The following is an 18,255-nucleotide window of genomic DNA, read 5'->3' on the forward strand; positions in this document are numbered from 1 at the left end:
AAGTTCCCGTTTAAGGCGACGTTAATCTGGACATGCGGTAATCCGTTATAACTAGCCAGGGTGAGAACATGACCTCCACCGAAGTCCTCTCGATGTACGAAAATATTGCCGGTTTGACCAATCAGATGGCCGCCGCCGCACGTCTGGGTGATTTCGACGGCCTGAGCCGCCTGGAAGCGCAATGCGCCAGCGAAGCCCGCGCAGTGGGCGCCGGCGCACCGGCCCTGAGCGGCGCCCCGCGCCTGCGCAAGATCGACCTGCTGAAACAAATCCTGGCCAACGACCGCGCCATCCGCGACGTCACCGAACCCTGGGCCAACAACGTGCCCGGCATGTCGCGTCAGTAAAACGCCCTGCTCCAATGAAAAAAGCGCCCGCGGGCGCTTTTTTTACGTCTGGGGCGATCAGCCCGCCAGCGCCAGCTTCAGCGACAAGGCGATGCCCTGCGCCGCCTGGGTGATCTCGTCCAGCGACGGGAAGCTCGGCGCGATGCGGATATGGCTATCCTTAGGATCATTACCGTAAGGGAAAGCCGCACCGGCCGGCGTCAGCGTGATGCCCGCCTCCTTGGCCAGCGCCACGGTGCGCTTGGCCGAACCGTCCGGCGTCACCAGATCGATGAAGTAGCCGCCCTGCGGACGCGTCCACGACACGCCCGGCACGTCGGCCAGATAGCGCTCGAACTGCGCCAGCACCGCGTCGAACTTCGGCTTCAGCAGCAGACGATGCTGTTCCATCAGCGCTTCCACGGTCGGCAGGTCCTTCAGCAGGCGCACATGGCGCAGCTGGTTGATCTTGTCCGGGCCGATGCTGCGGATGCCGGCATGCTTGGTCCACCAGGCGATATTGGCCGGCGACGCGGCCAGCGCGGCGATGCCCGAACCGGCCCAGCTCACCTTCGACGACGACGCGAACACGATCGCGCGGTCCGGGTTGCCGGCCTTGGCGCAGGCGTCCAGGATATTGGCCACTTCCAACTTTTGCTCGCCCAGATGGTGGAAGCGGTAGGCGTCGTCCCACATCAGGCGGAAGTCCGGCGCCGCCGTCTTCATCGCCGCCAGGCGCGCCACCACGGCGTCCGAAAACACCACGCCGCCCGGATTGCTGTACTTCGGCACGCACCACATGCCCTTGATGCTGGCGTCCTCGGCCACCAGTTTCTCCACCAGGTCCATGTCCGGACCGGCTACACTCATCGGGATGTTGATCATCTTGATGCCGCGCGCTTCGCAGATGGCGAAGTGGCGGTCGTAGCCCGGCACCGGGCACAGGAAGGTCACCGGCTCGCGCACCCACGGGGCGTTGCCGGGCGTGCCGTTGAGCAGGCTGTAGATGATGACGTCATGCATCAGCGACAGGCTGGCGCTGCTGTCGACCACGACCTGCGCGGCCGGCACGTCCAGCAGCTTGCCGAACAGTTCGCGCGCTTCCGGCAGGCCGATGGTGCCGCCGTAGTTGCGGCCGTCGGTGCCGTCGGCGGCCTTGTAGCCGTCCAGTGCGGCCATCAGGCCATTCGACAAATCCAATTGCTCGGGGGCAGGCTTGCCGCGGGACATGTCCAACTTCAGGCCGAGTTGTTTGAAAGCTTGATATTGCTCTACTGCGGTCATAGCGCTCTTTCAGTATGGGGAAGACGGAGGGGGTCGAATACTATACCCCAGATTGTCTGGCCTCGATAAGAGCGTGCAGTTATATACTTATTACTGCTGCATCATTGATTCCGGCGTCACTTCGTGCAGCGGCGGCGCCTCCACCGGCTGCTCGCCCTCACCGGCCGGCTTCTTCCTGCGGAAACCCTGCCAGATTTTCAGCGGCCCGCTGCCGCGTTTCTTGCGCAGGTAGAGATAGCCGCCGGCGCCCAGCAGCAAGGCCAGCACGCCGGCGCCGGCGGCGATCAGCGGCATATTGCTGGCGGCCGGTTCCGGCGGTTTTTCCTTTTTGTACTTCAGCTTGGGCAACACACGCACCTTCTTGACCGGCGCCGAGGCCTCCTCGGACGCCGCCGAGCTCGCCGCAGATGCCGGCGCGGACGCCGATGCCGATACTGATGCCGGCGCCGCTGCCGGCGCACCGCGCGCAGCGGCCGGCGTCTGCGTCTGCGTCTGCGTCTGCGTCTGCGTCGGTGTCGGTGTCGCGGCCTGAACCGACGCCGTGTGCGCCGCCGCATTGGCCGCCCCGCCCTTCGCCGCCAGCGCCCCTTGCAGCAACTTCACCTTACCCTCCAGCTCGACCAACTTGCTGGACAACTCCACACTGTGCGTATCCAGCGCCGCGCATTCTTTCGCGCTCATGCCGGACGGCGTGCAAGCGGCCGGAGCCGCCGGCCGCTTCACGCCCTTAGGCAGCGGCAACGGCGCCAAAGGCAGCAAAGCCTGCGCCACGCCCTGCGGCACGCCGTCGTCGCGCGCCGCCTCGCCGCTGGCCGACGGTTTGGCCGGCGCGGGACGTGGCGCCAAGCGCGGCGTCGAGCCCATCGCATCGGCTATGCGCTCCGGCAAATTGCGCAGCGCCGGCGACGGCCGCCGCGTCGGCGCCGCCCGCAAGCCCACCGGCTCGCCCACTTCGGATTCATGCGCAGCCGGCATCGGCGCCGGCCGCGTCCGGTCCCGCACTGGCGCCGCGGCGGGCGCGGGCGCCACCGCGACCGGGGCGGGCGGCGCCGCCGCCAATACCGCCTCCTTGGCCGCCCGTTCCGCCTTGACCAACGCCGCAGCCTGCGCCGCCGACATGGCCGGCGGTGGCGGCGGCGCCGGATTCGGATCCGCTTGCAGCCACACGGTTGCCGCGCGCACGTCCTGGCGCCCGGCGGCGCTCAGCTCCAGGAACAAATGCACATAGTCGGCATCGATATTGCGGGTGGTGGTGATATGCAGGAACTGCCGGCCGTCGCGCCGCACCACCGACAGGTGCACCGAGGCCAGCGCCGGATTCATGCCGATGTTCGCGCCCCGGAACACATCCTGCTGCGCCAGCCGCACCTGCAAGGCCGACACCTCGTCCGGCGCCAGCTGCACCAGCTCGATATCGGCCGCCAGCGGCTGGCCGATATAGGAGCGCACGGCGATATCGCCCAGTTCCGCCGCCGGCGCGGCGGCCGCCAGCAGCAGCGCGCCGGCGCAAGCAAAGATCGTGGTCAGGAATGGTGTGCGCTGCATGTCGGGGTCGCTTGGAGCGAATTCTTAAAGTGTATCAGCTATAACGGCTGATTTTCCCGGTTTTGTAGCCCTAGGTTAATTTTTCAGGACTGCGCTACACTGGAAGGCACTTAGCAAACACACATGATTGCCTCCCCGCCCAAAGGAAACACCATGAACACCAGAAGTGAACGTGACAGTTTTGGTCCGATCGACGTCCCCGACCACCAGTTGTGGGGCGCGCAAACCCAGCGCTCGCTGGAGCACTTCCACATCTCCACCGAACGCATGCCGCTGGAGCTGATCCACGCGCTGGCCAGCGTCAAGCGCGCCGCCGCGCGCGTCAACCTGGACCTGGGCCTGCTCGAAGTCGCCAAGGCCATCGCCATCACCCAGGCCGCCGACGAAGTGCTGGCCGACCGCCACCCGAGCGAGTTCCCGCTGGCCGTGTGGCAGACCGGCTCCGGCACCCAGTCGAACATGAACATGAACGAGGTGCTGGCCAACCGCGGCTCCGAGCTGATGGGCGGCGTGCGCGGCGAAGGCCGCAAGCTGCACCCCAACGACGACGTCAACAAGGGACAATCGTCGAACGACATCTTCCCCACCGCCATCCACGTGGCGGCCGCCCAGGCGCTGGCCGGCCAGGTGCTGCCGGCGCTGCGCGCGCTGCGCGACAGCCTGCACGCCAAGGCCGAGGCCTTCGCCGACATCGTCAAGATCGGCCGCACCCACTTGCAGGACGCCACGCCGCTGACCCTGGGCCAGGAGTTTTCCGGCTACGTGGCCCACCTCGACTTCGCCGAGCGCGCCATCAGCACCGCCCTGCCCGGCGTGCTGCAATTGGCGGCCGGCGGCACGGCGGTCGGCACCGGCCTCAACGCGCATCCCGAATACGCGCACCGCATCGCCGCCGAGCTGGAGCACACGCTGGCCCTGCCCTTCCGCAGCGCCGACAACAAATTCGCCGCGCTGGCCGGCCACGACGCCCTGCTGTCGGCCCACGGCGCGCTCAAGACCCTGGCCGCCGCGCTGATGAAGATCGCCAACGACGTGCGCTGGATGGCGTCCGGCCCGCGCTCCGGCCTGGGCGAGCTCAGCATTCCGGAAAACGAACCGGGCAGCTCCATCATGCCGGGCAAGGTCAACCCGACCCAATGCGAGGCGCTGACCATGTTGTGCTGCCAGGTGTTCGGCAACGACGTCGCCATCACCATCGGCGGCGCCTCCGGCAACTTCGAGTTGAACGTCTACAAGCCGCTGATCGCCCACAACTTCCTGCAAAGCGCGCGCCTGCTGGCCGACGGCATGCGCAGCTTCGAGCAACATTGCGTGCACGGCATAGAGCCCAACCGCGGCCGCATCGCCGAGCTGATGGAACGTTCGCTGATGCTGGTCACCGCGCTGGCGCCGCACATCGGCTACGACCAGGCCGCCACCATCGCCAAACAGGCCCAGCATGAAGGAACCACGTTGAAGGAAGCCGCGCTGGCGCTCGGCTACGTCAGCGCCGAGCAGTTCGAGCAGTGGATCGTGCCGCTGGACATGACCCGTCCCGGCGCCAAGGGCTAGGTCGCACTAGAATCCATACGAATAGCGCACCCCGGTCAGCCAGTCCGGCCGGGCGCTGGCGTCGTGGCCGGGATTGACCCGCCACATCACCGCGCCGGTCAGCTTGCCCCCGCGGCCATCGCGGCCGAACGAGGTGGTGTAGCCGAATTCCAGGTCGCGCTCGGTGGCGGTCGGCCGCAGGTTCAGGGTCGGCGCGCCAAAGGCCGGCGCGCCCGGATCGCCGGACAGCGGCGCCGAACCGCTGTATTGCAGCGTGCCGGAACGCACCTTGGCCGGCACCGACAAGGTCACCGCCAGGCGGTCATGGCTGTTGAACACCTGGCGGGTCGACAGGCCCACACTGAACGCCATCGTGCGCACCGACGATACTTGCGCGATCAGGCTGTCGGGATTGCCGATACCCTCGGTCTTGCCATAGGACGCCATCAACATCAGCGCGCTGCGCGAACTGAGCGCATAGCCCAGCGACAGCGAGGTGAAGGTGGTGGTCGGCCGGGTGTTCATCGCCAGCGCCGGCGTCTGCTGCGAGCCCAGCGCCGACCCGGTCTCGCGCAAAACACCGATGGTCAGGATGCCGACCGCGCGCCCCATTTTCTTTTCAAAATCCGCGCTGGTGAGGAAGCGCTTGCTATATTCGTTGAGCATGGGGCCCAGCGGATCGAGCAGCGCCAGGTTGTCCGGCAAGGCGCCGAAATGCAGGCGCGGACCGCTCTGGTAGGCGGCGCCATAGCGCGGCGCGGCATCGTTCTGCAATTGCTCGCTGAGCGCCAACTGCCGGTCCGCCGCCTCGAACAGCAAGGACGAATTGGCCCGTTTTTCAAACGCGGGCGGCGGTTTTTGCAGCGTAAAGGGATCGGATGCGGCGGCGCCCGCCAAGCCGGAAAGCGGACAAATCAGGACTGCGACTGGCCAGAAAAGCTTGTTCATGATGCAACTCGCTGAGGGCAAACCATGCTGCACAAAAATTCAGCAGTTAACTCAGGATAGCAACTTTTTTTCTCGACGGCAATCTCAACCGTGCGGTATTCGTGGAGTAAACTGCGGCCCTGTCGGAATGCCGCTACACTACTGAAAGTAAGCGGCGGCGCCGATTTCACATCATAGCAACAGAGGATAAAATGCAGAAAGTAAGTTTTGAATTGAGCGGAGAGTTTGTTGAGCTGAATCAGCTACTCAAGCTGGTTGGCCTGTGCGACAGCGGCGGCGCCGGCAAGATGATGGTCGCCGACGGCGGCGTCAAGGTCGACGGCAAGCAGGAATTGCGCAAGACCGCCAAGATCCGCGCCGGCCAGCAAGTGAGCGTGGGCGACATCCGCATCAGCGTCGAAGCGGCGTGAATTGATCTTGCATTTGGGCAATAACGACCTAAGCTGAAGGTCAGGACGGGTGGGCGCGTTTGACCCAGCGCAAACCGGCGGCCCTGACCGCCGATATATTGGGATGGCCTGCTACCCGGCTTGTTCAACCAGTTTTCTTACGACCAGGGGAACGTCATGGACGATCCTGCACACAATTTACAAACGCAGGAACGCCTGCTCGACGACCTGCGGCAAGTGATAGAAAACGCCGAGGAGTTGCTGAAGAACACAGACCAGTACAACGGCGCGCTGTACCAGGCGGCCCGCGCCAAGCTGGCGCAGGCGCTGGTGACCGCCACCGAAGAACTGGCGCGCTTCGAAGACACCCAGCTCAACCGCATGATCGAGCTGACCGCCGCCGCCAACCGCCTGCACCGGGACCTGACCGGCGAAGCGAAAATCCTGCGCGCCTTCCGCCCGACCTAGGCCGCCCGGCGGCCGGCCAGCCACGCATCGAGCGAAAATTTACCCGGGCCGAAGGCCACCAGCGCCAGCAGCATCGCGCCCCAATAGAAATGGTCGTTGATCGCGGCCGGGCATTCAAAGCTCAACAGCTGCGGGTAGGAAATCACCGCCATCGCATTCACCAGGAACAGCGCCAGCGCCGCCGGCCGCGACACCAGGCCCACGCACAGCAGCAGCGGCAGCGCCAGCTCGCCGGCCGCGCCGACGTAGGCCGCCAGCTCGGGCGGCAGCAGCGGCACCATGTATTCGTCGTGGAACAGCGCCAAGGTCGCGCTCCAGTCGCCGACCTTGACCAGGCCGGCCTTGAAGAATTGCCAGCCCACATACCAGCGCAGCGCCAGACTCATCAGTGATCCGCCCCACGCGGTCAGTGCCGCATCGTAGCGGGATAATTGTTGGTGTAGTCCGAGGATAGTTTTCATCATTGTCCTTTCAAAATTAGTTAGTCGCCGCTAGGCGTCTATCCTGACAATCAAGGCGAAATCTATCCATTGCCGCAGATTGGCGGCGAAGTCGTAGTCGTCGTCGAGTTCGAAGGCCGCATCCAGCGCCGCGCCCAGCTCGCCACCAGCGGCCAGCACCGACAGCGCCGCGTGGCTGGCCGCGCTCAGCGGCAGGACCTGGGTTTTCCACTGCGGCCGCGTGACCAGCCCCCAGGACGGCGCCGCCAGCTCGGCCGGAAACGCCACGCCGCTGCCGGGCTGGTGCGCCTGCCACAGCGCCACCGTCGCCCAGTCCGACGCCAGCAGCGTGCTGGCCGGATGCAGTTGCAGCCGTGCCGTTTCGATCTGCTCCGGCGCCAGCGCCGCCATCTGCTGCGCCGTCACGCCCTCGGCCGAGGGCGCGTAGTGGGCGCGGTGCAGGGTCCACTCCAGCGTCGCCATGTCCGGCAGATAGGGCAAATCGGCCACATGCGGGAAGCCGCGCAGGAAGGCGCCGAAGTGCGCGCCGAAGCGGTTCAGATCGCCGCTGTCGGACGGCTGCGCATGGCCATAGGCCTGCGCCAGGCCGCCGAAGAATTCCTCGCCCACCAGCAGCCGGATCACCGGATAGGCCGCGCCCAGGGTCTTGCTCCAGGTGGCGCCGAGGTTGCCGCGATACAGCGCGTAGCGGTGTTCCTTGTGCTCGCCCTTGAACAGCGCCAGCGCCGCCGGCGTCTGGCGCGCGTCGAACAGCGCGCCGGCGAACACCTGCTGGCTGGCGGCCAGCGCCTGCGCGTCCGCCGGCTCGTCCGCCAGCACGGCAGGGCGCGGCGCAGCGGCCATGGCAAGCGCCGCATGGCGGCGATGCAGCAGCTCGGCCTTGTCCGCCTCGCCCAGCAGCACGCTTAGTTCCGGAATATCGGTATCCCACTCGATCAGGGTCGGCACCGCGCCGAAGCGCCGCAAAGCCGCCTCGTACAGGCGCCAGACCGGCTCGGCCACGGTGTCGCCGTGATGGTCGATCACCGCCTGCGGCGTCACCAGATGGCCGGCCAGGTGCATCTCGCCCACCATGCCGGGCCGGATCGCGGCCAGCGCGGCCAGCGCGTCCTCGCCGTGGTTGCATTGATTGACGTACAGATTGTTAATGTCCAGCAGCAGAGCACAGCCGGTGCGCGCCGCCAGCGCCGCCATGAATTCCGCCTCGCTCATGGCGTCGCGGTGGAAGCGCACATAGGTCGACACGTTTTCCAGCAACAGTTGGCGCTGGAGCGTGTCCTGCACGCGGCTCACGCGCGCGCACATCAAGTCGAGCGCAGCCTGGTCCAGCGTCAGCGGTAACAGGTCGTTGAGTTGCCGGTCGCCGACGGCGCCCCAGCACAGATGTTCGGACACCAGCATGGGCTCCACCCGCTCCACCAGGCCGCGCACGCGTTCCAGGTGAAGCTCGGAATAGCCGCGCGCCGAGCCCAATCCGAGCCCGACGCCATGCAGGCTGATCGGATAATCGCGTCGCAGTTGCTGCAACACGTGCCAGTCCCAGCCGGCTTGATCGAGATAATTTTCGGTATGAACTTCGAGCCAGGCGGCGCGCGGCCGCTGCTCGATGAACTGGCGGTAATGCGGAGCCCTCAAGCCCACGCCCACGCCCGGCAAAGGCTGCGCTGGACTAGACAAGGACATGGCTCCGCGACCGCTGGTTGCGATTACTTGGCTGGCGCTGCGGTTTTGCCGCCGGCTTTTTCGCAAGTGCCCTTGGCCACATATTTCCACTCGGCGGCGCCGTTGTCGGTCTTCGACTGGCCGGCGCAGGAGTGCGCACCGTTGGCGGCAGCGCAATCGTTCTGGCCAGCCTTGGCGATGCCGAAGCATTTCTCTTTTTCAGCGGAGGCCGACGCGGCGGCGGCGGAAGCGGTGCCGACCGAAGCGGCGCATACGGTGGCCAGGGCGGCGGCGATCAGGGCTTGACGTTTGTTCATGGTAAGTCTCCTCAGTGGTAGAAGTTAAGTTCAAAGTGCAACGCAAATCGTCTGCAACTGTACGGTAGTCGGCTGGCGGCGGTCCGGCCTTACACACTTTTTAAAAACTTTTTCCCGGACCGGCAAGCAAACGCAGCGTACCAGCATTCACGCTTGTACGCATCATTCTGTTGAGTGGATTCACATCGGGAAGGGACGCCGGGCGCAAGCACACGCCGGCACGCCGCGCACCGGCCGGCGCGCAGAGCGGTCACGCGGCGCCAGGCGGGCCGCGGCGATGCCGTTCAGGCAGTCGTGTTGATGGTGTTGCCGAGATGCGAAGGCAGATTCGGCGCCGATGGCACCGGAGGAATCGCCTCGATCAGGGCAGCCGCGCTCGACGCCTGGATATCCTGGGCTTTTTTCAATACCGCGATGCCGACTGCCTGCTTGGTGCCGGTATCTGCAATCGTGGTTGCCGTTTGAGCAATGCCTGAAACGTCCATGTGATTCTCCAGTAAGGCCTATCACTACTTTACGGACGTTCCGGGCGTAACTTTAGCCGTTTGCCGAAACTTTTTTCAGATAGGCGCCCAACCAGGCCAGCACGGCCTGCGGCTGGTTCAGGTCCAGCCACGCCACGCCCGGCCGCAGGTCCGCCGGCGCCGGCTGGTCGGAGGCGACCGCGATCACGCGCGCGTCGTCGGGGTATAGCGGCGGCTTGCCGGTCGCGGCGCGATACACCTCCAGCTTGGCCACCGGATAGGACTTGAAGCCCTCCAGCAAGGTCAGGTCGGCGGGCGCGAGGCGATCCAGCTGCTCGTCCAGCGAGGGCTCGGGCGCGCCGCGCAACTCGCGCACGATCGCCACCCGGTACGGCGACGCCACCATCACCTCGGCCGCGCCGGCCCGCCGCAGGCGCGAACTGTCCTTGTGCGGCGGCTCCAGCTCCAGGTCGTGATGGCTGTGCTTGATGACGTTGACGGTCAAGCCCTGCCCGGCCAGCCCGGCGATCAACAACTCCAGCAACGTGGTCTTGCCGCTGCCCGAGGTCCCGGTGACCGCCAGCACGGTGCGCTCGATTTCTCTCTGCATTACCTACATCTCCGCTGCATCATGTTGCCGCCATTATACGCAGCAACATCGGCGCGGGGCTGGCGGCTTACTCTTCGTTCAAGGCCTTGAAGCGTTCGCTGCGGGTACTGCGCGTGCCCAGCAGCAGCAATGCAATGCTGACGAAGCCGGCGACATAGGAGCCGGTATCCTGTTGCGCTTGCGGCGCCGGCTCCGCGGCGTGGGCGCGCGGCACAGCGAAGACCGCGGCGATCAGCAGCGGCAGCAGTTTCAAGTGTTTCATCGGGTTTCCCGTGCATGAATATCAATGATAAGAAAATATCATTCCCACATGACGGGCGGATGACAGCTTTCAATACGGAACGCGGTAGCGGTAGCCCTTGAAGTTGAACACCGCCTCGCGCGGCTGCAGTTTATCGAGGATCAGGCCAGGGGCGACCTCCTCGCCTTCGTGGCGCAGTATCTTGTCGATCAACAACAACCGGTCGGCGGGATTCTTGGAATAGATATAGCCGCCAACGGTGATATGCGGGATCGAACGCTGTATCGGCTCCGGCAAATCGCGCAGGTTCTGGGCCTGCTCTTCCTGCGCGACCGCCGGCTTGGCGGCATTTTCCGCCACAAGCGCCGCTGCCACCGGCGCCGGCTCCGGATGCGGGCGCGGCGCCGGCGCCGGCGTCACCGTCGCCACCGGCGGCGGCAAGGCAGCCGCCAGCGGCGGGATGTCCGCCGACGGGACTGGAGCCGCGACCGGCGCGGCGGCTGCTGGCGCGGCTGCCGCGACTGGCGCAACGCCGACCACGCCAGCTGGCGCGGCCACGGCCGGTCTTGGCGCGACCGCCCGCTGCGCGGGGCGCAGCACCAACGCCAGCAACACCGCGATCGCCACGCCCATCGCCAGCAGCGCCAGCACGACAGGCTTTTTCAAGGCGCCGCCGGCCGATTTGGCGTTGGCGCCGTGCAGCGTGGGCGCGTGCAGCGTCGGCGCGCTGCCCAGTTGACGTTCCGCCTGCGCCTTCTTCAGTGCTTCCAAAATATAAGACATATTATTTCCCTGCCCCGCTGCCGGCGCCCGCGCTGGCCAGCAAACGCGGCTCCTGCACGCCGCCCAGCTGATACAGCCGGATGAAAGTTTTCGGTCCGGCCACGCCGTCCGCCTTGAGATGTTGCTCGGTCTGGAATTCGGTCAGGCGCGTGCGCAGGCCGGCACTCAGCGGCAGATCCTCCTGCGGCTTTTTCAGGCCATAGATCTGCGCCAGCCGCCGCGCCAGCCAATCCACATCCGGACCATGATCGCCGCCATGGACCTCGTCGCGCCAGCTGCGCGGCGCGCGCCAGAAGGTCGTGAACTCGCCGTCGAAGCGCGCCTCCAGCGCGTCCAGGCTGATGCCTTGCGGCTTGCCGCCGGGCGCGGCGATGATCGCGCCATGCTCGTCCATCGCCGTCAGCAGCACATAGTTGGGCGCGGTGGGATCGTCGTGCAAGGTCAGCATCGCCGGGCGGTCCAGCAGACGCAGTTCCGCGACGCCGCCCTTGACCTGCAAGCAGCGCAGGTTCAAGCGCGCCGCCGTCGGACAAGGCTCGCCGTCCGGCAGCGCCAGTCCCCAGATCGCCGCCAGCTGGCGCAAAGCCGCCGCGCTGCCGCCTGCCGCCGCTGATGCAGGCAGCGGCATCGCCGCTGCCTGCATCAGCGGCGCAGCCCCTGCGACTGACGCCGGCACCGACGCCGGCGCTACCTTGGGAAGCGTCGCCCGCGCCGCCGCCGAAGCCGCCTGCGCGCCCTGCAAAACCGGCTTCGCATCGTGCGCGGCCAGCTGCCACGCCGCCACGCTCAACACCACACCGCCCAGCACCCCGGCCGCCACCAGAGGCCAGCGCGCCGCGCCCGCGCGCGCGCCCTCGCCGGCGCTCGCCGCGTCCGGCCGGGCGAACACCTCGGCCGCCGCCTTGCGCAAGATGGTGCGCGTCACCTGCGGCTGGTTCTCGACGTACGCCCCCAGCAACGCCCGGTCGCACAGCAGATTGATACGGCGCGGCACGCCCTTGGCCAGCTTGTGCACCAGCCCCATCAGACCACGCGGAAACGGCGCGATCGCCGCAGCGCCCGCCACCGCCAGCCGGTGCTCGATATACGCCCCGGTCTCCGCCTCGCTCAGCGAGCCCAGGTGGTAGCGCGCGATCACCCGCTGCGCCAGCTGCTCCAGCTCCGGCCGCGCCACCATCGCGCGCAGCTCCGGCTGGCCGATCAGGATGATTTGCAACAGCTTGCGCTCGCTGGTTTCCAGATTGGTCAGCAGGCGCAGCTGCTCCAGCACCTCGGCCGACAGGTTTTGCGCCTCGTCGATGATCAGCACGTTGTTGCGGCCCTGCGCATGGCTGGCCAGCAAGTAGGCATTGATCGCATCCACATAAGCCTTGACGCTGACCGCCCCCGCGCCCGGCGGCGCCGGCGCGATGCCTAACTCGTCGCAGATCGACAACAGCAGCTCCTCCACCGACAGCTTGGGATTGAAGATATAGGCCAGCTTGCAGTTCTCGGGGATCTGCTCCATGAAGCAGCGGCACACGGTGGTCTTGCCGGCGCCGATCTCGCCGGTCAGCAGCACGAAGCCGCCGCCGCTGCCGACGCCGTACAGCAGATGCGCCAGCGCCTCGCGATGGCGTTCGCTCATGAACAGGTAGCGGGGATCGGGCGCGATGGAAAACGGCGATTGCTTCAGATTAAAAAAATGCGTGTACATGAAGACCCTGGCGATGCGCTACTTCAAGCGCTGGCGCACCGGCGGCGGCTGCACCGGCGGCAAGGGCTTGAACTTGGCGCAGTAAATCTTGGATTTGGTATCGAAATACACGATGCGGCTGGCCGGCTTGGCCTCGCGCACCGGGTAGGCCGAGCTGTCGATTCTCGCATAATGCAAGCCGACCTGGGTGATGATGGCCTGCTCCAGCTCCTCCGGCGTGGCCTCGGCCACGGCGCCGACGAAGATATAGGTGCTGGTGTCGTCGCTGACCATGACCTCGGTGATCGGCTTGCCCCACAGATTGGCGCCGTCGGTCTTGAACCAGTAGGCGCCGCCGTCGTGCTTGTACGCCGGGCCGAACGCCTTGAACAGGTAGTCGTAGTAGTAGAAATTGTCGGTCTGGTCGCGGCACAGCAGGCCGTTGCCGACGATGGTGCCGAAGGTGGTCGGCACCGATTGCGCGCCGGCGGCGCAGCAAAACGCCACCAGCGCGGCGGACAGGGCGCCGCGCAGCATGCGCATGAACGGCGGCATTATAATTTCTGCAACCAGGACCGGTTGGCGCTGATGCGCGCCTTGGCGGTGGCAGGAAGGGCTTCGTAACAGCCAGGATATTGTTTCAAGGCGCTTTCCCGAACTTCCTTCTGCAAGCCGTTAATCAAAAAAATATACAGCACCGAGCCGTCGTCCGTATTTTTGGTTCCCATGTACCTGATCATGTGCGCTCCTTTGATCTGCGCAGGTGTTCCCCGGCAATACATCCTTGCATCCATTATGACATTAACGGTCGTGCCGCACTGAAGTTGAATGACAGTTCATCACCGTTTTTTTGCAGCTGATCCCCCCATTCCGCGCGTCCGTCCCATTCCACGCGCCGGCCGGCGGCGTTTGCCCTATCGTTCAATCCTCGCCACTTCCCAATATCGAGATAAAAATGAAGCAGACGATCAAACACACCGCGCTGGTCTCGGCCCTGATGGTGGCATCCTTGGCCAGTTTCGCCGCCCAGGCCGACACCAAACAGGACGATACTATCGGCACCGAAACCCGCACCGTGGCGGCCTTCAGCAACATCGCCATCAGCGGCCCGTTCCGGGTGATCGTCACCGCGCAGCCGGGCAACGCCATCGAACTGTCCGGCCTGCGCCGCCAGTTCGCCGAGATCGAAACCTCGGTCAGCGGCGACACCCTCACCGTGCGCCAGCCGCGCAAGAACAAGGGCTGGGTCTTCAACTTCGGCTGGGGCAAGAAGGACAGCAAGCCGCCGATGACCATCCGCATCAGCGCGGCCGGCCTGAAGAGCCTACGCAATTCCGGCAGCGGTGATGTTGATTTGCAACAATTCCAGGGCCAGCAACTGAGCCTGACCTCGGAAGGCCCGGGCGACGTGCACGCCAGCGGCAGCGTGCGCGACCTCACCGTCACCGCCTCCGGCAGCGGCGACGTCGACCTGCGCACGCTGAAGGCGGCCAGCCTGAACCTGATGATGAGCGGCCCCGGCGACGTCACCGCCGGCGGCATGACGCAGGACGTCAACCTGACCGTCAGCGGCTCGGGCGACCTCGACCTCAGCGACCTGCACGCGGGCAAGATCAATGCGTCGATGCACGGGCCGGGCTCGGTGTCGCTGCACGGCACGAGCAAGGAAATCCGCGCCGAGATCGCCGGCTCGGGCGACCTGGAAGCGTGCTCGCTGAACACCGAAGCGGCCAGCGCCATGCTGCACGGTCCCGGCGAAGCCTGCCTGGCCGGCGCCATCAAGAAATTCGAAGCGGAAGTGCACGGCTCGGGGGACCTGACGGTGCGCGGCCTGCAAGCGCCGAGCGCGCGCGCCCTGCTCAGCGGGCCGGGCAATATGAACCTGTCGGGCAGCGTGGGCGTGCTCAGCGCGGAAGTGAGCGGATCGGGCGATCTGGAGGGGCAAGCCTTGCAGGTGGCGCGCGCGGTCACGCGCAGCCGCGGCCCCGGCAACATCATCCTGAGCAAGGTGAGCGACGCATTGGACGCCGAGTTGAGCGGCTCGGGCGACCTGAGCGCCACGACCGCCTGCAAGAACGTCAAGCTCAACATGCACGGCCCGGGCGAGGTCAAGCTCGAAGGCAAGACCGACACCCTGGTCGCGCAGCTGAGCGGCTCGGGCAGCCTGCACGCCCGCCAGCTGTGGACCAGCCAGGCCGACGTCAAGGTGAGCGGCCCCGGCAACGCCGTCGTCAACGTCGCCGACAAAGCCGTCACCTACGACCGCAAAGGCATGAGCCACTAAAAAAAACCCGGCGGTTTAGTCGAAGCAGAGGCGCTTCTTGGTGGCGGCGATCAGCTTGTCGTCGTAGGGATAGAGGTTCTCGACAAACAACAACTCGGTCTCGTCCGGCTCTTCCAGGCACATCGCCAGCATCATCGGACCATCTTCCATGCGCCCCAGGAAATGCTTGGGCCAGCGATTCTTGCGGTTCGCCTTCATCACTTCCATCCCCAGCTTGGCCAGCGGCGCCTTCACGCCGGCGGCCAACGCTTCCTTCTGCCAGTCATCCCAGTAGTCGTTCATCATCTTGCTTTCAAAGTGCACTAAAGCCATAGTGTACTCCCTCGCCCCTCCCCCTACCAAAAGCAGACCAAAGTGGCATGCAAATACGACACCGAACCACTTGCCGTAAAATCCAGCAATAACCATTAAAAACAAACACTTACAAATACGTTCCAAGTAGACAATGCCAGTCCACTTCAATATTTTCTAATACCAGTTAAATACCTGTTGACAAGCTGGTTTGCCAAACATATAGTGCCCTCACACGGGGGATCCCGGCACAGCATTCTCGGATAATCATGATTGAATTTTTAATCGGCGTAGACGGCGGCGGCACCGGCACCAGGGTGCGACTGGCGCGCGTCGACGGCATTGAACTGGCCGAAGGCGTCAGCGGCCCATCCGGCCTGATGCACGGCATCGCCAACGCCTGGGCCGCCGTCGAAGACGCGGCCGGCATGGCCTTCCGCGCCGCCGAACTGCCCATCCCCGCCAAGGAACAAGTGGCCATCGGCCTCGGCCTGGCCGGCGTGCACAACCGCGCCTGGGCGGCCGAATTCGTCGCCGCCAATCCGGGCTACGCCCGCGTCGCGCTGGAAACCGACGGCCACACCACCGTGCTGGGCGCCCACCGCGGCCAGCCCGGTTCCATCATCGCGCTGGGCACCGGCAGCGTCGGCGAGATCAAGCGCACGGACGGCGTCCACGTCGAAGTCGGCGGCTGGGGCTTCCCGGCCGGCGACGAAGCCGGCGGCGCCTGGATCGGCCTGCGCGCCGTCAACCACATGCAGCAGGTGCTGGACGGCCGCATGCCGGCCTCCCCCTTCAGCGCCGACCTGGCGCAAGCCTGCGGCGGCGGCCGCGACGCCTTGCAGAACTGGCTGGCCAAAGCCACGCAAACGCAATACGCGCAACTGGCGCGCATCGTGCTGCAGCACGGCGAATCCAGCGACACCGCGCGCGCCATCCTGCTCGAAGCGGGACGCCAGGTGGAGTTGATGGGCAACGCGCTCGACGCCGGCGGCAAGCTGCCGATCGCGCTGTGCGGCGGCCTGGCCGCGCCGCTGCGCCCCTACCTGCCGGTCTCGATGTTGAAACGGATCGTCGCGCCGCAAGGCGATTCCGCTGCAGGTGCCTTGCGGCTGATCCAACAACGTCTGAAGGAGTAAGCCCGTGCTAGCCCAGTTGAGCGATTTCAAGCCCGATGCCGAGAGCGACACCCCCCTCTACATGCAGCTTGCGAACAAGCTGTCCGACGGGATCGCGGCCGGCGAGTGGCGCGCCAACGAGGCCCTGCCGTCCGAGCGCGTGCTGTCGGACATGCTCAACATCTCGCGCGTGACGGCGCGCAAGGCGATCGACATGCTGTGCGAGCGCGGCATGCTGACCCGCAAGCGCGGCTCCGGCACCTACATCACGCCGAAACTGGAGCAGCCCTTATCCCGCCTGACCAGCTTTTCCGAGGAGCTGCGCGAACGCGGCTTCACCGCCGGCTCGCGCTGGCTGCAGCGCGACATCGGCATCGCCTCGCCGGTCGAGCTGCTGTCGCTCGGCCTGTCGCCGAACATGCCGGTGGCGCGCCTGAAACGGCTGCGCACCGCCGACGACGTGGTGATGGCGATCGAGACCACCACCATCCCGGCCCAGTACATGCCGAACCCGCACAGCGTGACCGATTCCCTGTACGGCTACCTGGAAGCCAACGGCACCATCCCGATGCGCGCGCTGCAGCACATCCGCGCCGTCAACGCCAGCGTGGAGCAAGCGCGCCTGGCCAATATACCTGCGGGTGCCGCGATGCTGCACATCACCCGCGTCAGCTATCTCGACAACGGCGCAGCGGTGGAACTGACCCACTCGTATTGCCGCAGTGATTATTATGAATTCGTAGCGGAGTCGCGCAGATGAGCAGTGCAATCCAAGGCAATATCCTGACCTCGGCGGGCTGGGTCCGCGGTGAGATCACCTTCAGCGACCGCATCGCCGCCATCCACGGCAGCAGCACCGACCCGTCGAAAAACCAAGACGTCTATATCCTGCCTGGCTTTATCGACCTGCACGTACACGGCGGCGGCGGCAAGGATGTGATGGAGGGCGGCGACGCCGTCCACACCATCGCCGCCATCCACGCGCAGCACGGCACCACCAGCATGCTGGCCACCACGATGACGGCGCCGCCGGAAGACATCGAACTGGCGCTGCAAGGCATAGGCAAAGCCTCCGCCCAGCGCGGCAAGGGCGAAGCGCGCGTGCTCGGCGTGCACCTGGAAGGCCCATACATCAACTCCGGCAAGCTGGGGGCGCAGCCGCCGTTCGCGCGCACCGCCAAGCTGGCCGACGTCGAGCGCCTGGAGACCATGGCGCCGATCAAACTGATCACCGTGGCGCCGGAAATCGGCGGCCACCTGGAGCTGGTGCGCGAACTGTCGGACGCCGGCATGCGCGTGCAGATCGGCCACACCCTCGGCACCTACGAGGACGGCGTGGCCGCGCTGGAGCACGGCGCGCACGGCTTCACCCACCTGTTCAACGCCATGACCGGCCTGCACCACCGCGAACCGGGCATGGTCGGCGCCGCGCTGGCCCATGCGCAGTACGCCGAATTCATCCCCGACCTGCTGCACGTGCACCCCGGCGCCATCCGCACCGCGCTGCGCTGCATCCCGCACCTGTACTGCGTGACCGATTCGACCGCCGCCACCGGCATGCCGGACGGCGAGTACATGCTGGGCCGCCACACCGTCATGAAATGCATGGGCGGCGTGCGCCTGCCCGACGGCACGCTGGCCGGCAGCACCCTCACCATGGACCAGGCGCTGCGCAACCTGGTCGGACTCGGCCTCGATCTGGCGGACGCCTCGGCACGGGTCTCAACGTATGCGGCCGATTATCTCGGCCTGCAAGAGCGGGGCCGCCTGGCCCCCGGCGCCTACGCCGACTTTGTGGTGCTCGACCGTGACCTGAATCTCAAAGCCGTCTATATCGAAGGAGAATTGTTGTGACCTCA

The 18,255-nt window shown here is 66.1% G+C and carries 22 protein-coding genes; 8 read left to right on the forward strand and 14 right to left on the reverse strand.

Features of this window, described 5'->3' with window-relative positions; translation table 11 throughout:
* Positions 1 to 68: 68 nt before the first annotated feature.
* Positions 69 to 347, forward strand: a complete 279-nt coding sequence (locus AC07OK_RS24470) for a flagellar protein FliT (RefSeq protein WP_494692728.1) — start codon at positions 69 to 71, stop codon at positions 345 to 347.
* A 57-nt stretch (positions 348 to 404) separates the two neighbouring features.
* Here the strand turns inward: AC07OK_RS24470 and AC07OK_RS24475 are convergent, their stop codons facing one another.
* Positions 405 to 1,610, reverse strand: a complete 1,206-nt coding sequence (locus AC07OK_RS24475) for an aspartate aminotransferase type Ic (RefSeq protein ID WP_494692729.1) — start codon at positions 1,608 to 1,610, stop codon at positions 405 to 407.
* Between the two features lie 90 nt (positions 1,611 to 1,700).
* The gene (locus tag AC07OK_RS24480; protein WP_494692730.1) at positions 1,701 to 3,155 is read right to left on the reverse strand and encodes a type IV pilus assembly protein FimV; all 1,455 of its coding nucleotides are present in this window, start codon (positions 3,153 to 3,155) and stop codon (positions 1,701 to 1,703) included.
* Between the two features lie 153 nt (positions 3,156 to 3,308).
* On the opposite strand from AC07OK_RS24480, the gene fumC reads away from it, so the two are divergent.
* Positions 3,309 to 4,706 carry a class II fumarate hydratase gene (fumC, locus tag AC07OK_RS24485; protein ID WP_494692731.1) on the forward strand — a complete coding sequence of 466 codons (1,398 nt, stop codon included), beginning with the start codon at positions 3,309 to 3,311 and terminating at the stop codon, positions 4,704 to 4,706.
* A 6-nt stretch (positions 4,707 to 4,712) separates the two neighbouring features.
* Here the strand turns inward: fumC and AC07OK_RS24490 are convergent, their stop codons facing one another.
* A complete protein-coding gene (locus AC07OK_RS24490) occupies positions 4,713 to 5,633 on the reverse strand; it encodes a hypothetical protein (RefSeq protein ID WP_494692732.1) in 921 nt (306 codons plus the stop codon).
* 191 nt (positions 5,634 to 5,824) lie between these two features.
* On the opposite strand from AC07OK_RS24490, the gene AC07OK_RS24495 reads away from it, so the two are divergent.
* The gene (locus tag AC07OK_RS24495; protein WP_494692733.1) at positions 5,825 to 6,043 is read left to right on the forward strand and encodes an RNA-binding S4 domain-containing protein; all 219 of its coding nucleotides are present in this window, start codon (positions 5,825 to 5,827) and stop codon (positions 6,041 to 6,043) included.
* Between the two features lie 156 nt (positions 6,044 to 6,199).
* Positions 6,200 to 6,490, forward strand: a complete 291-nt coding sequence (locus AC07OK_RS24500; RefSeq protein WP_494692734.1) for a hypothetical protein — start codon at positions 6,200 to 6,202, stop codon at positions 6,488 to 6,490.
* On the opposite strand, the gene AC07OK_RS24505 is transcribed toward AC07OK_RS24500, so the two are convergent.
* From AC07OK_RS24505 to AC07OK_RS24550, 10 genes are all read right to left on the reverse strand, one after another.
* Complete coding sequence (locus AC07OK_RS24505; protein WP_494692770.1) at positions 6,487 to 6,951, reverse strand: DoxX family protein; 465 nt, start codon at positions 6,949 to 6,951, stop codon at positions 6,487 to 6,489. The genes AC07OK_RS24500 and AC07OK_RS24505 overlap by 4 nt on opposite strands.
* Positions 6,952 to 6,981: 30 nt before the next feature.
* Positions 6,982 to 8,634 carry an MNIO family bufferin maturase gene (bufB, locus tag AC07OK_RS24510; RefSeq protein ID WP_494692735.1) on the reverse strand — a complete coding sequence of 551 codons (1,653 nt, stop codon included), beginning with the start codon at positions 8,632 to 8,634 and terminating at the stop codon, positions 6,982 to 6,984.
* A 23-nt stretch (positions 8,635 to 8,657) separates the two neighbouring features.
* Positions 8,658 to 8,930, reverse strand: coding sequence for a BufA1 family periplasmic bufferin-type metallophore (locus tag AC07OK_RS24515; protein WP_020705445.1), 273 nt, complete (start codon positions 8,928 to 8,930; stop codon positions 8,658 to 8,660).
* A 284-nt stretch (positions 8,931 to 9,214) separates the two neighbouring features.
* Positions 9,215 to 9,415 (reverse strand): YjfB family protein, encoded by a 201-nt coding sequence (locus AC07OK_RS24520; protein ID WP_020705444.1) that lies wholly within the window; start codon positions 9,413 to 9,415, stop codon positions 9,215 to 9,217.
* A gap of 52 nt (positions 9,416 to 9,467) precedes the next feature.
* Positions 9,468 to 10,004, reverse strand: a complete 537-nt coding sequence (mobB, locus tag AC07OK_RS24525) for a molybdopterin-guanine dinucleotide biosynthesis protein B (protein WP_494692736.1) — start codon at positions 10,002 to 10,004, stop codon at positions 9,468 to 9,470.
* 67 nt (positions 10,005 to 10,071) lie between these two features.
* Positions 10,072 to 10,266: a hypothetical protein gene (locus AC07OK_RS24530; RefSeq protein WP_494692737.1), complete on the reverse strand. Its 195-nt coding sequence runs from the start codon at positions 10,264 to 10,266 to the stop codon at positions 10,072 to 10,074.
* Positions 10,267 to 10,335: 69 nt separating this feature from the next.
* A complete protein-coding gene (locus AC07OK_RS24535) occupies positions 10,336 to 11,028 on the reverse strand; it encodes a general secretion pathway protein GspB (RefSeq protein WP_494692738.1) in 693 nt (230 codons plus the stop codon).
* A 1-nt stretch (position 11,029) separates the two neighbouring features.
* Positions 11,030 to 12,724 (reverse strand): AAA family ATPase, encoded by a 1,695-nt coding sequence (locus tag AC07OK_RS24540; RefSeq protein ID WP_494692739.1) that lies wholly within the window; start codon positions 12,722 to 12,724, stop codon positions 11,030 to 11,032.
* A gap of 18 nt (positions 12,725 to 12,742) precedes the next feature.
* Positions 12,743 to 13,258 carry a hypothetical protein gene (locus AC07OK_RS24545; protein WP_494692740.1) on the reverse strand — a complete coding sequence of 172 codons (516 nt, stop codon included), beginning with the start codon at positions 13,256 to 13,258 and terminating at the stop codon, positions 12,743 to 12,745.
* Positions 13,258 to 13,443: a hypothetical protein gene (locus AC07OK_RS24550; protein WP_492928044.1), complete on the reverse strand. Its 186-nt coding sequence runs from the start codon at positions 13,441 to 13,443 to the stop codon at positions 13,258 to 13,260. Before AC07OK_RS24550 ends, AC07OK_RS24545 begins: the two co-directional genes overlap by 1 nt.
* Before the next feature lie 215 nt (positions 13,444 to 13,658).
* Between AC07OK_RS24550 and AC07OK_RS24555 the strand changes: the two genes are divergently transcribed.
* The gene (locus AC07OK_RS24555; protein WP_494692741.1) at positions 13,659 to 14,987 is read left to right on the forward strand and encodes a GIN domain-containing protein; all 1,329 of its coding nucleotides are present in this window, start codon (positions 13,659 to 13,661) and stop codon (positions 14,985 to 14,987) included.
* Positions 14,988 to 15,002: 15 nt separating this feature from the next.
* On the opposite strand, the gene AC07OK_RS24560 is transcribed toward AC07OK_RS24555, so the two are convergent.
* Complete coding sequence (locus AC07OK_RS24560) at positions 15,003 to 15,299, reverse strand: hypothetical protein (protein ID WP_494692742.1); 297 nt, start codon at positions 15,297 to 15,299, stop codon at positions 15,003 to 15,005.
* Positions 15,300 to 15,547: 248 nt separating this feature from the next.
* Here AC07OK_RS24560 and AC07OK_RS24565 point away from each other — a divergent pair, with 248 nt between their 5' ends.
* The 3 genes from AC07OK_RS24565 to nagA are packed head-to-tail and all read left to right on the forward strand — an operon-like array spanning position 15,548 to position 18,250.
* Positions 15,548 to 16,417: a glucosamine kinase nucleotide-binding domain-containing protein gene (locus tag AC07OK_RS24565; protein WP_494692743.1), complete on the forward strand. Its 870-nt coding sequence runs from the start codon at positions 15,548 to 15,550 to the stop codon at positions 16,415 to 16,417.
* A 4-nt stretch (positions 16,418 to 16,421) separates the two neighbouring features.
* Complete coding sequence (locus tag AC07OK_RS24570) at positions 16,422 to 17,156, forward strand: GntR family transcriptional regulator (RefSeq protein ID WP_494692744.1); 735 nt, start codon at positions 16,422 to 16,424, stop codon at positions 17,154 to 17,156.
* Complete coding sequence (gene nagA, locus AC07OK_RS24575) at positions 17,153 to 18,250, forward strand: N-acetylglucosamine-6-phosphate deacetylase (RefSeq protein WP_494692745.1); 1,098 nt, start codon at positions 17,153 to 17,155, stop codon at positions 18,248 to 18,250. Before AC07OK_RS24570 ends, nagA begins: the two co-directional genes overlap by 4 nt.
* The last annotated feature ends 5 nt before the right edge of the window (positions 18,251 to 18,255 follow it).

The organism is Duganella sp. GW821-FHT07G03 (genome assembly GCF_059418605.1).

What these genes read in the sequence shown, in the direction of transcription:
- AC07OK_RS24470 (WP_494692728.1), top strand. Translation starts at nt 69, where the DNA reads ATGACCTCCACCGAAGTCCTCTCGATGTACGAAAATATTGCCGGTTTG.
- AC07OK_RS24475 (WP_494692729.1), bottom strand. Translation starts at nt 1,610, where the DNA reads ATGACCGCAGTAGAGCAATATCAAGCTTTCAAACAACTCGGCCTGAAG.
- AC07OK_RS24480 (WP_494692730.1), bottom strand. Translation starts at nt 3,155, where the DNA reads ATGCAGCGCACACCATTCCTGACCACGATCTTTGCTTGCGCCGGCGCG.
- fumC (WP_494692731.1), top strand. Translation starts at nt 3,309, where the DNA reads ATGAACACCAGAAGTGAACGTGACAGTTTTGGTCCGATCGACGTCCCC.
- AC07OK_RS24490 (WP_494692732.1), bottom strand. Translation starts at nt 5,633, where the DNA reads ATGAACAAGCTTTTCTGGCCAGTCGCAGTCCTGATTTGTCCGCTTTCC.
- AC07OK_RS24495 (WP_494692733.1), top strand. Translation starts at nt 5,825, where the DNA reads ATGCAGAAAGTAAGTTTTGAATTGAGCGGAGAGTTTGTTGAGCTGAAT.
- AC07OK_RS24500 (WP_494692734.1), top strand. Translation starts at nt 6,200, where the DNA reads ATGGACGATCCTGCACACAATTTACAAACGCAGGAACGCCTGCTCGAC.
- AC07OK_RS24505 (WP_494692770.1), bottom strand. Translation starts at nt 6,951, where the DNA reads ATGAAAACTATCCTCGGACTACACCAACAATTATCCCGCTACGATGCG.
- bufB (WP_494692735.1), bottom strand. Translation starts at nt 8,634, where the DNA reads ATGTCCTTGTCTAGTCCAGCGCAGCCTTTGCCGGGCGTGGGCGTGGGC.
- AC07OK_RS24515 (WP_020705445.1), bottom strand. Translation starts at nt 8,930, where the DNA reads ATGAACAAACGTCAAGCCCTGATCGCCGCCGCCCTGGCCACCGTATGC.
- AC07OK_RS24520 (WP_020705444.1), bottom strand. Translation starts at nt 9,415, where the DNA reads ATGGACGTTTCAGGCATTGCTCAAACGGCAACCACGATTGCAGATACC.
- mobB (WP_494692736.1), bottom strand. Translation starts at nt 10,004, where the DNA reads ATGCAGAGAGAAATCGAGCGCACCGTGCTGGCGGTCACCGGGACCTCG.
- AC07OK_RS24530 (WP_494692737.1), bottom strand. Translation starts at nt 10,266, where the DNA reads ATGAAACACTTGAAACTGCTGCCGCTGCTGATCGCCGCGGTCTTCGCT.
- AC07OK_RS24535 (WP_494692738.1), bottom strand. Translation starts at nt 11,028, where the DNA reads ATGTCTTATATTTTGGAAGCACTGAAGAAGGCGCAGGCGGAACGTCAA.
- AC07OK_RS24540 (WP_494692739.1), bottom strand. Translation starts at nt 12,724, where the DNA reads ATGTACACGCATTTTTTTAATCTGAAGCAATCGCCGTTTTCCATCGCG.
- AC07OK_RS24545 (WP_494692740.1), bottom strand. Translation starts at nt 13,258, where the DNA reads ATGCCGCCGTTCATGCGCATGCTGCGCGGCGCCCTGTCCGCCGCGCTG.
- AC07OK_RS24550 (WP_492928044.1), bottom strand. Translation starts at nt 13,443, where the DNA reads ATGATCAGGTACATGGGAACCAAAAATACGGACGACGGCTCGGTGCTG.
- AC07OK_RS24555 (WP_494692741.1), top strand. Translation starts at nt 13,659, where the DNA reads ATGAAGCAGACGATCAAACACACCGCGCTGGTCTCGGCCCTGATGGTG.
- AC07OK_RS24560 (WP_494692742.1), bottom strand. Translation starts at nt 15,299, where the DNA reads ATGGCTTTAGTGCACTTTGAAAGCAAGATGATGAACGACTACTGGGAT.
- AC07OK_RS24565 (WP_494692743.1), top strand. Translation starts at nt 15,548, where the DNA reads ATGATTGAATTTTTAATCGGCGTAGACGGCGGCGGCACCGGCACCAGG.
- nagA (WP_494692745.1), top strand. Translation starts at nt 17,153, where the DNA reads ATGAGCAGTGCAATCCAAGGCAATATCCTGACCTCGGCGGGCTGGGTC.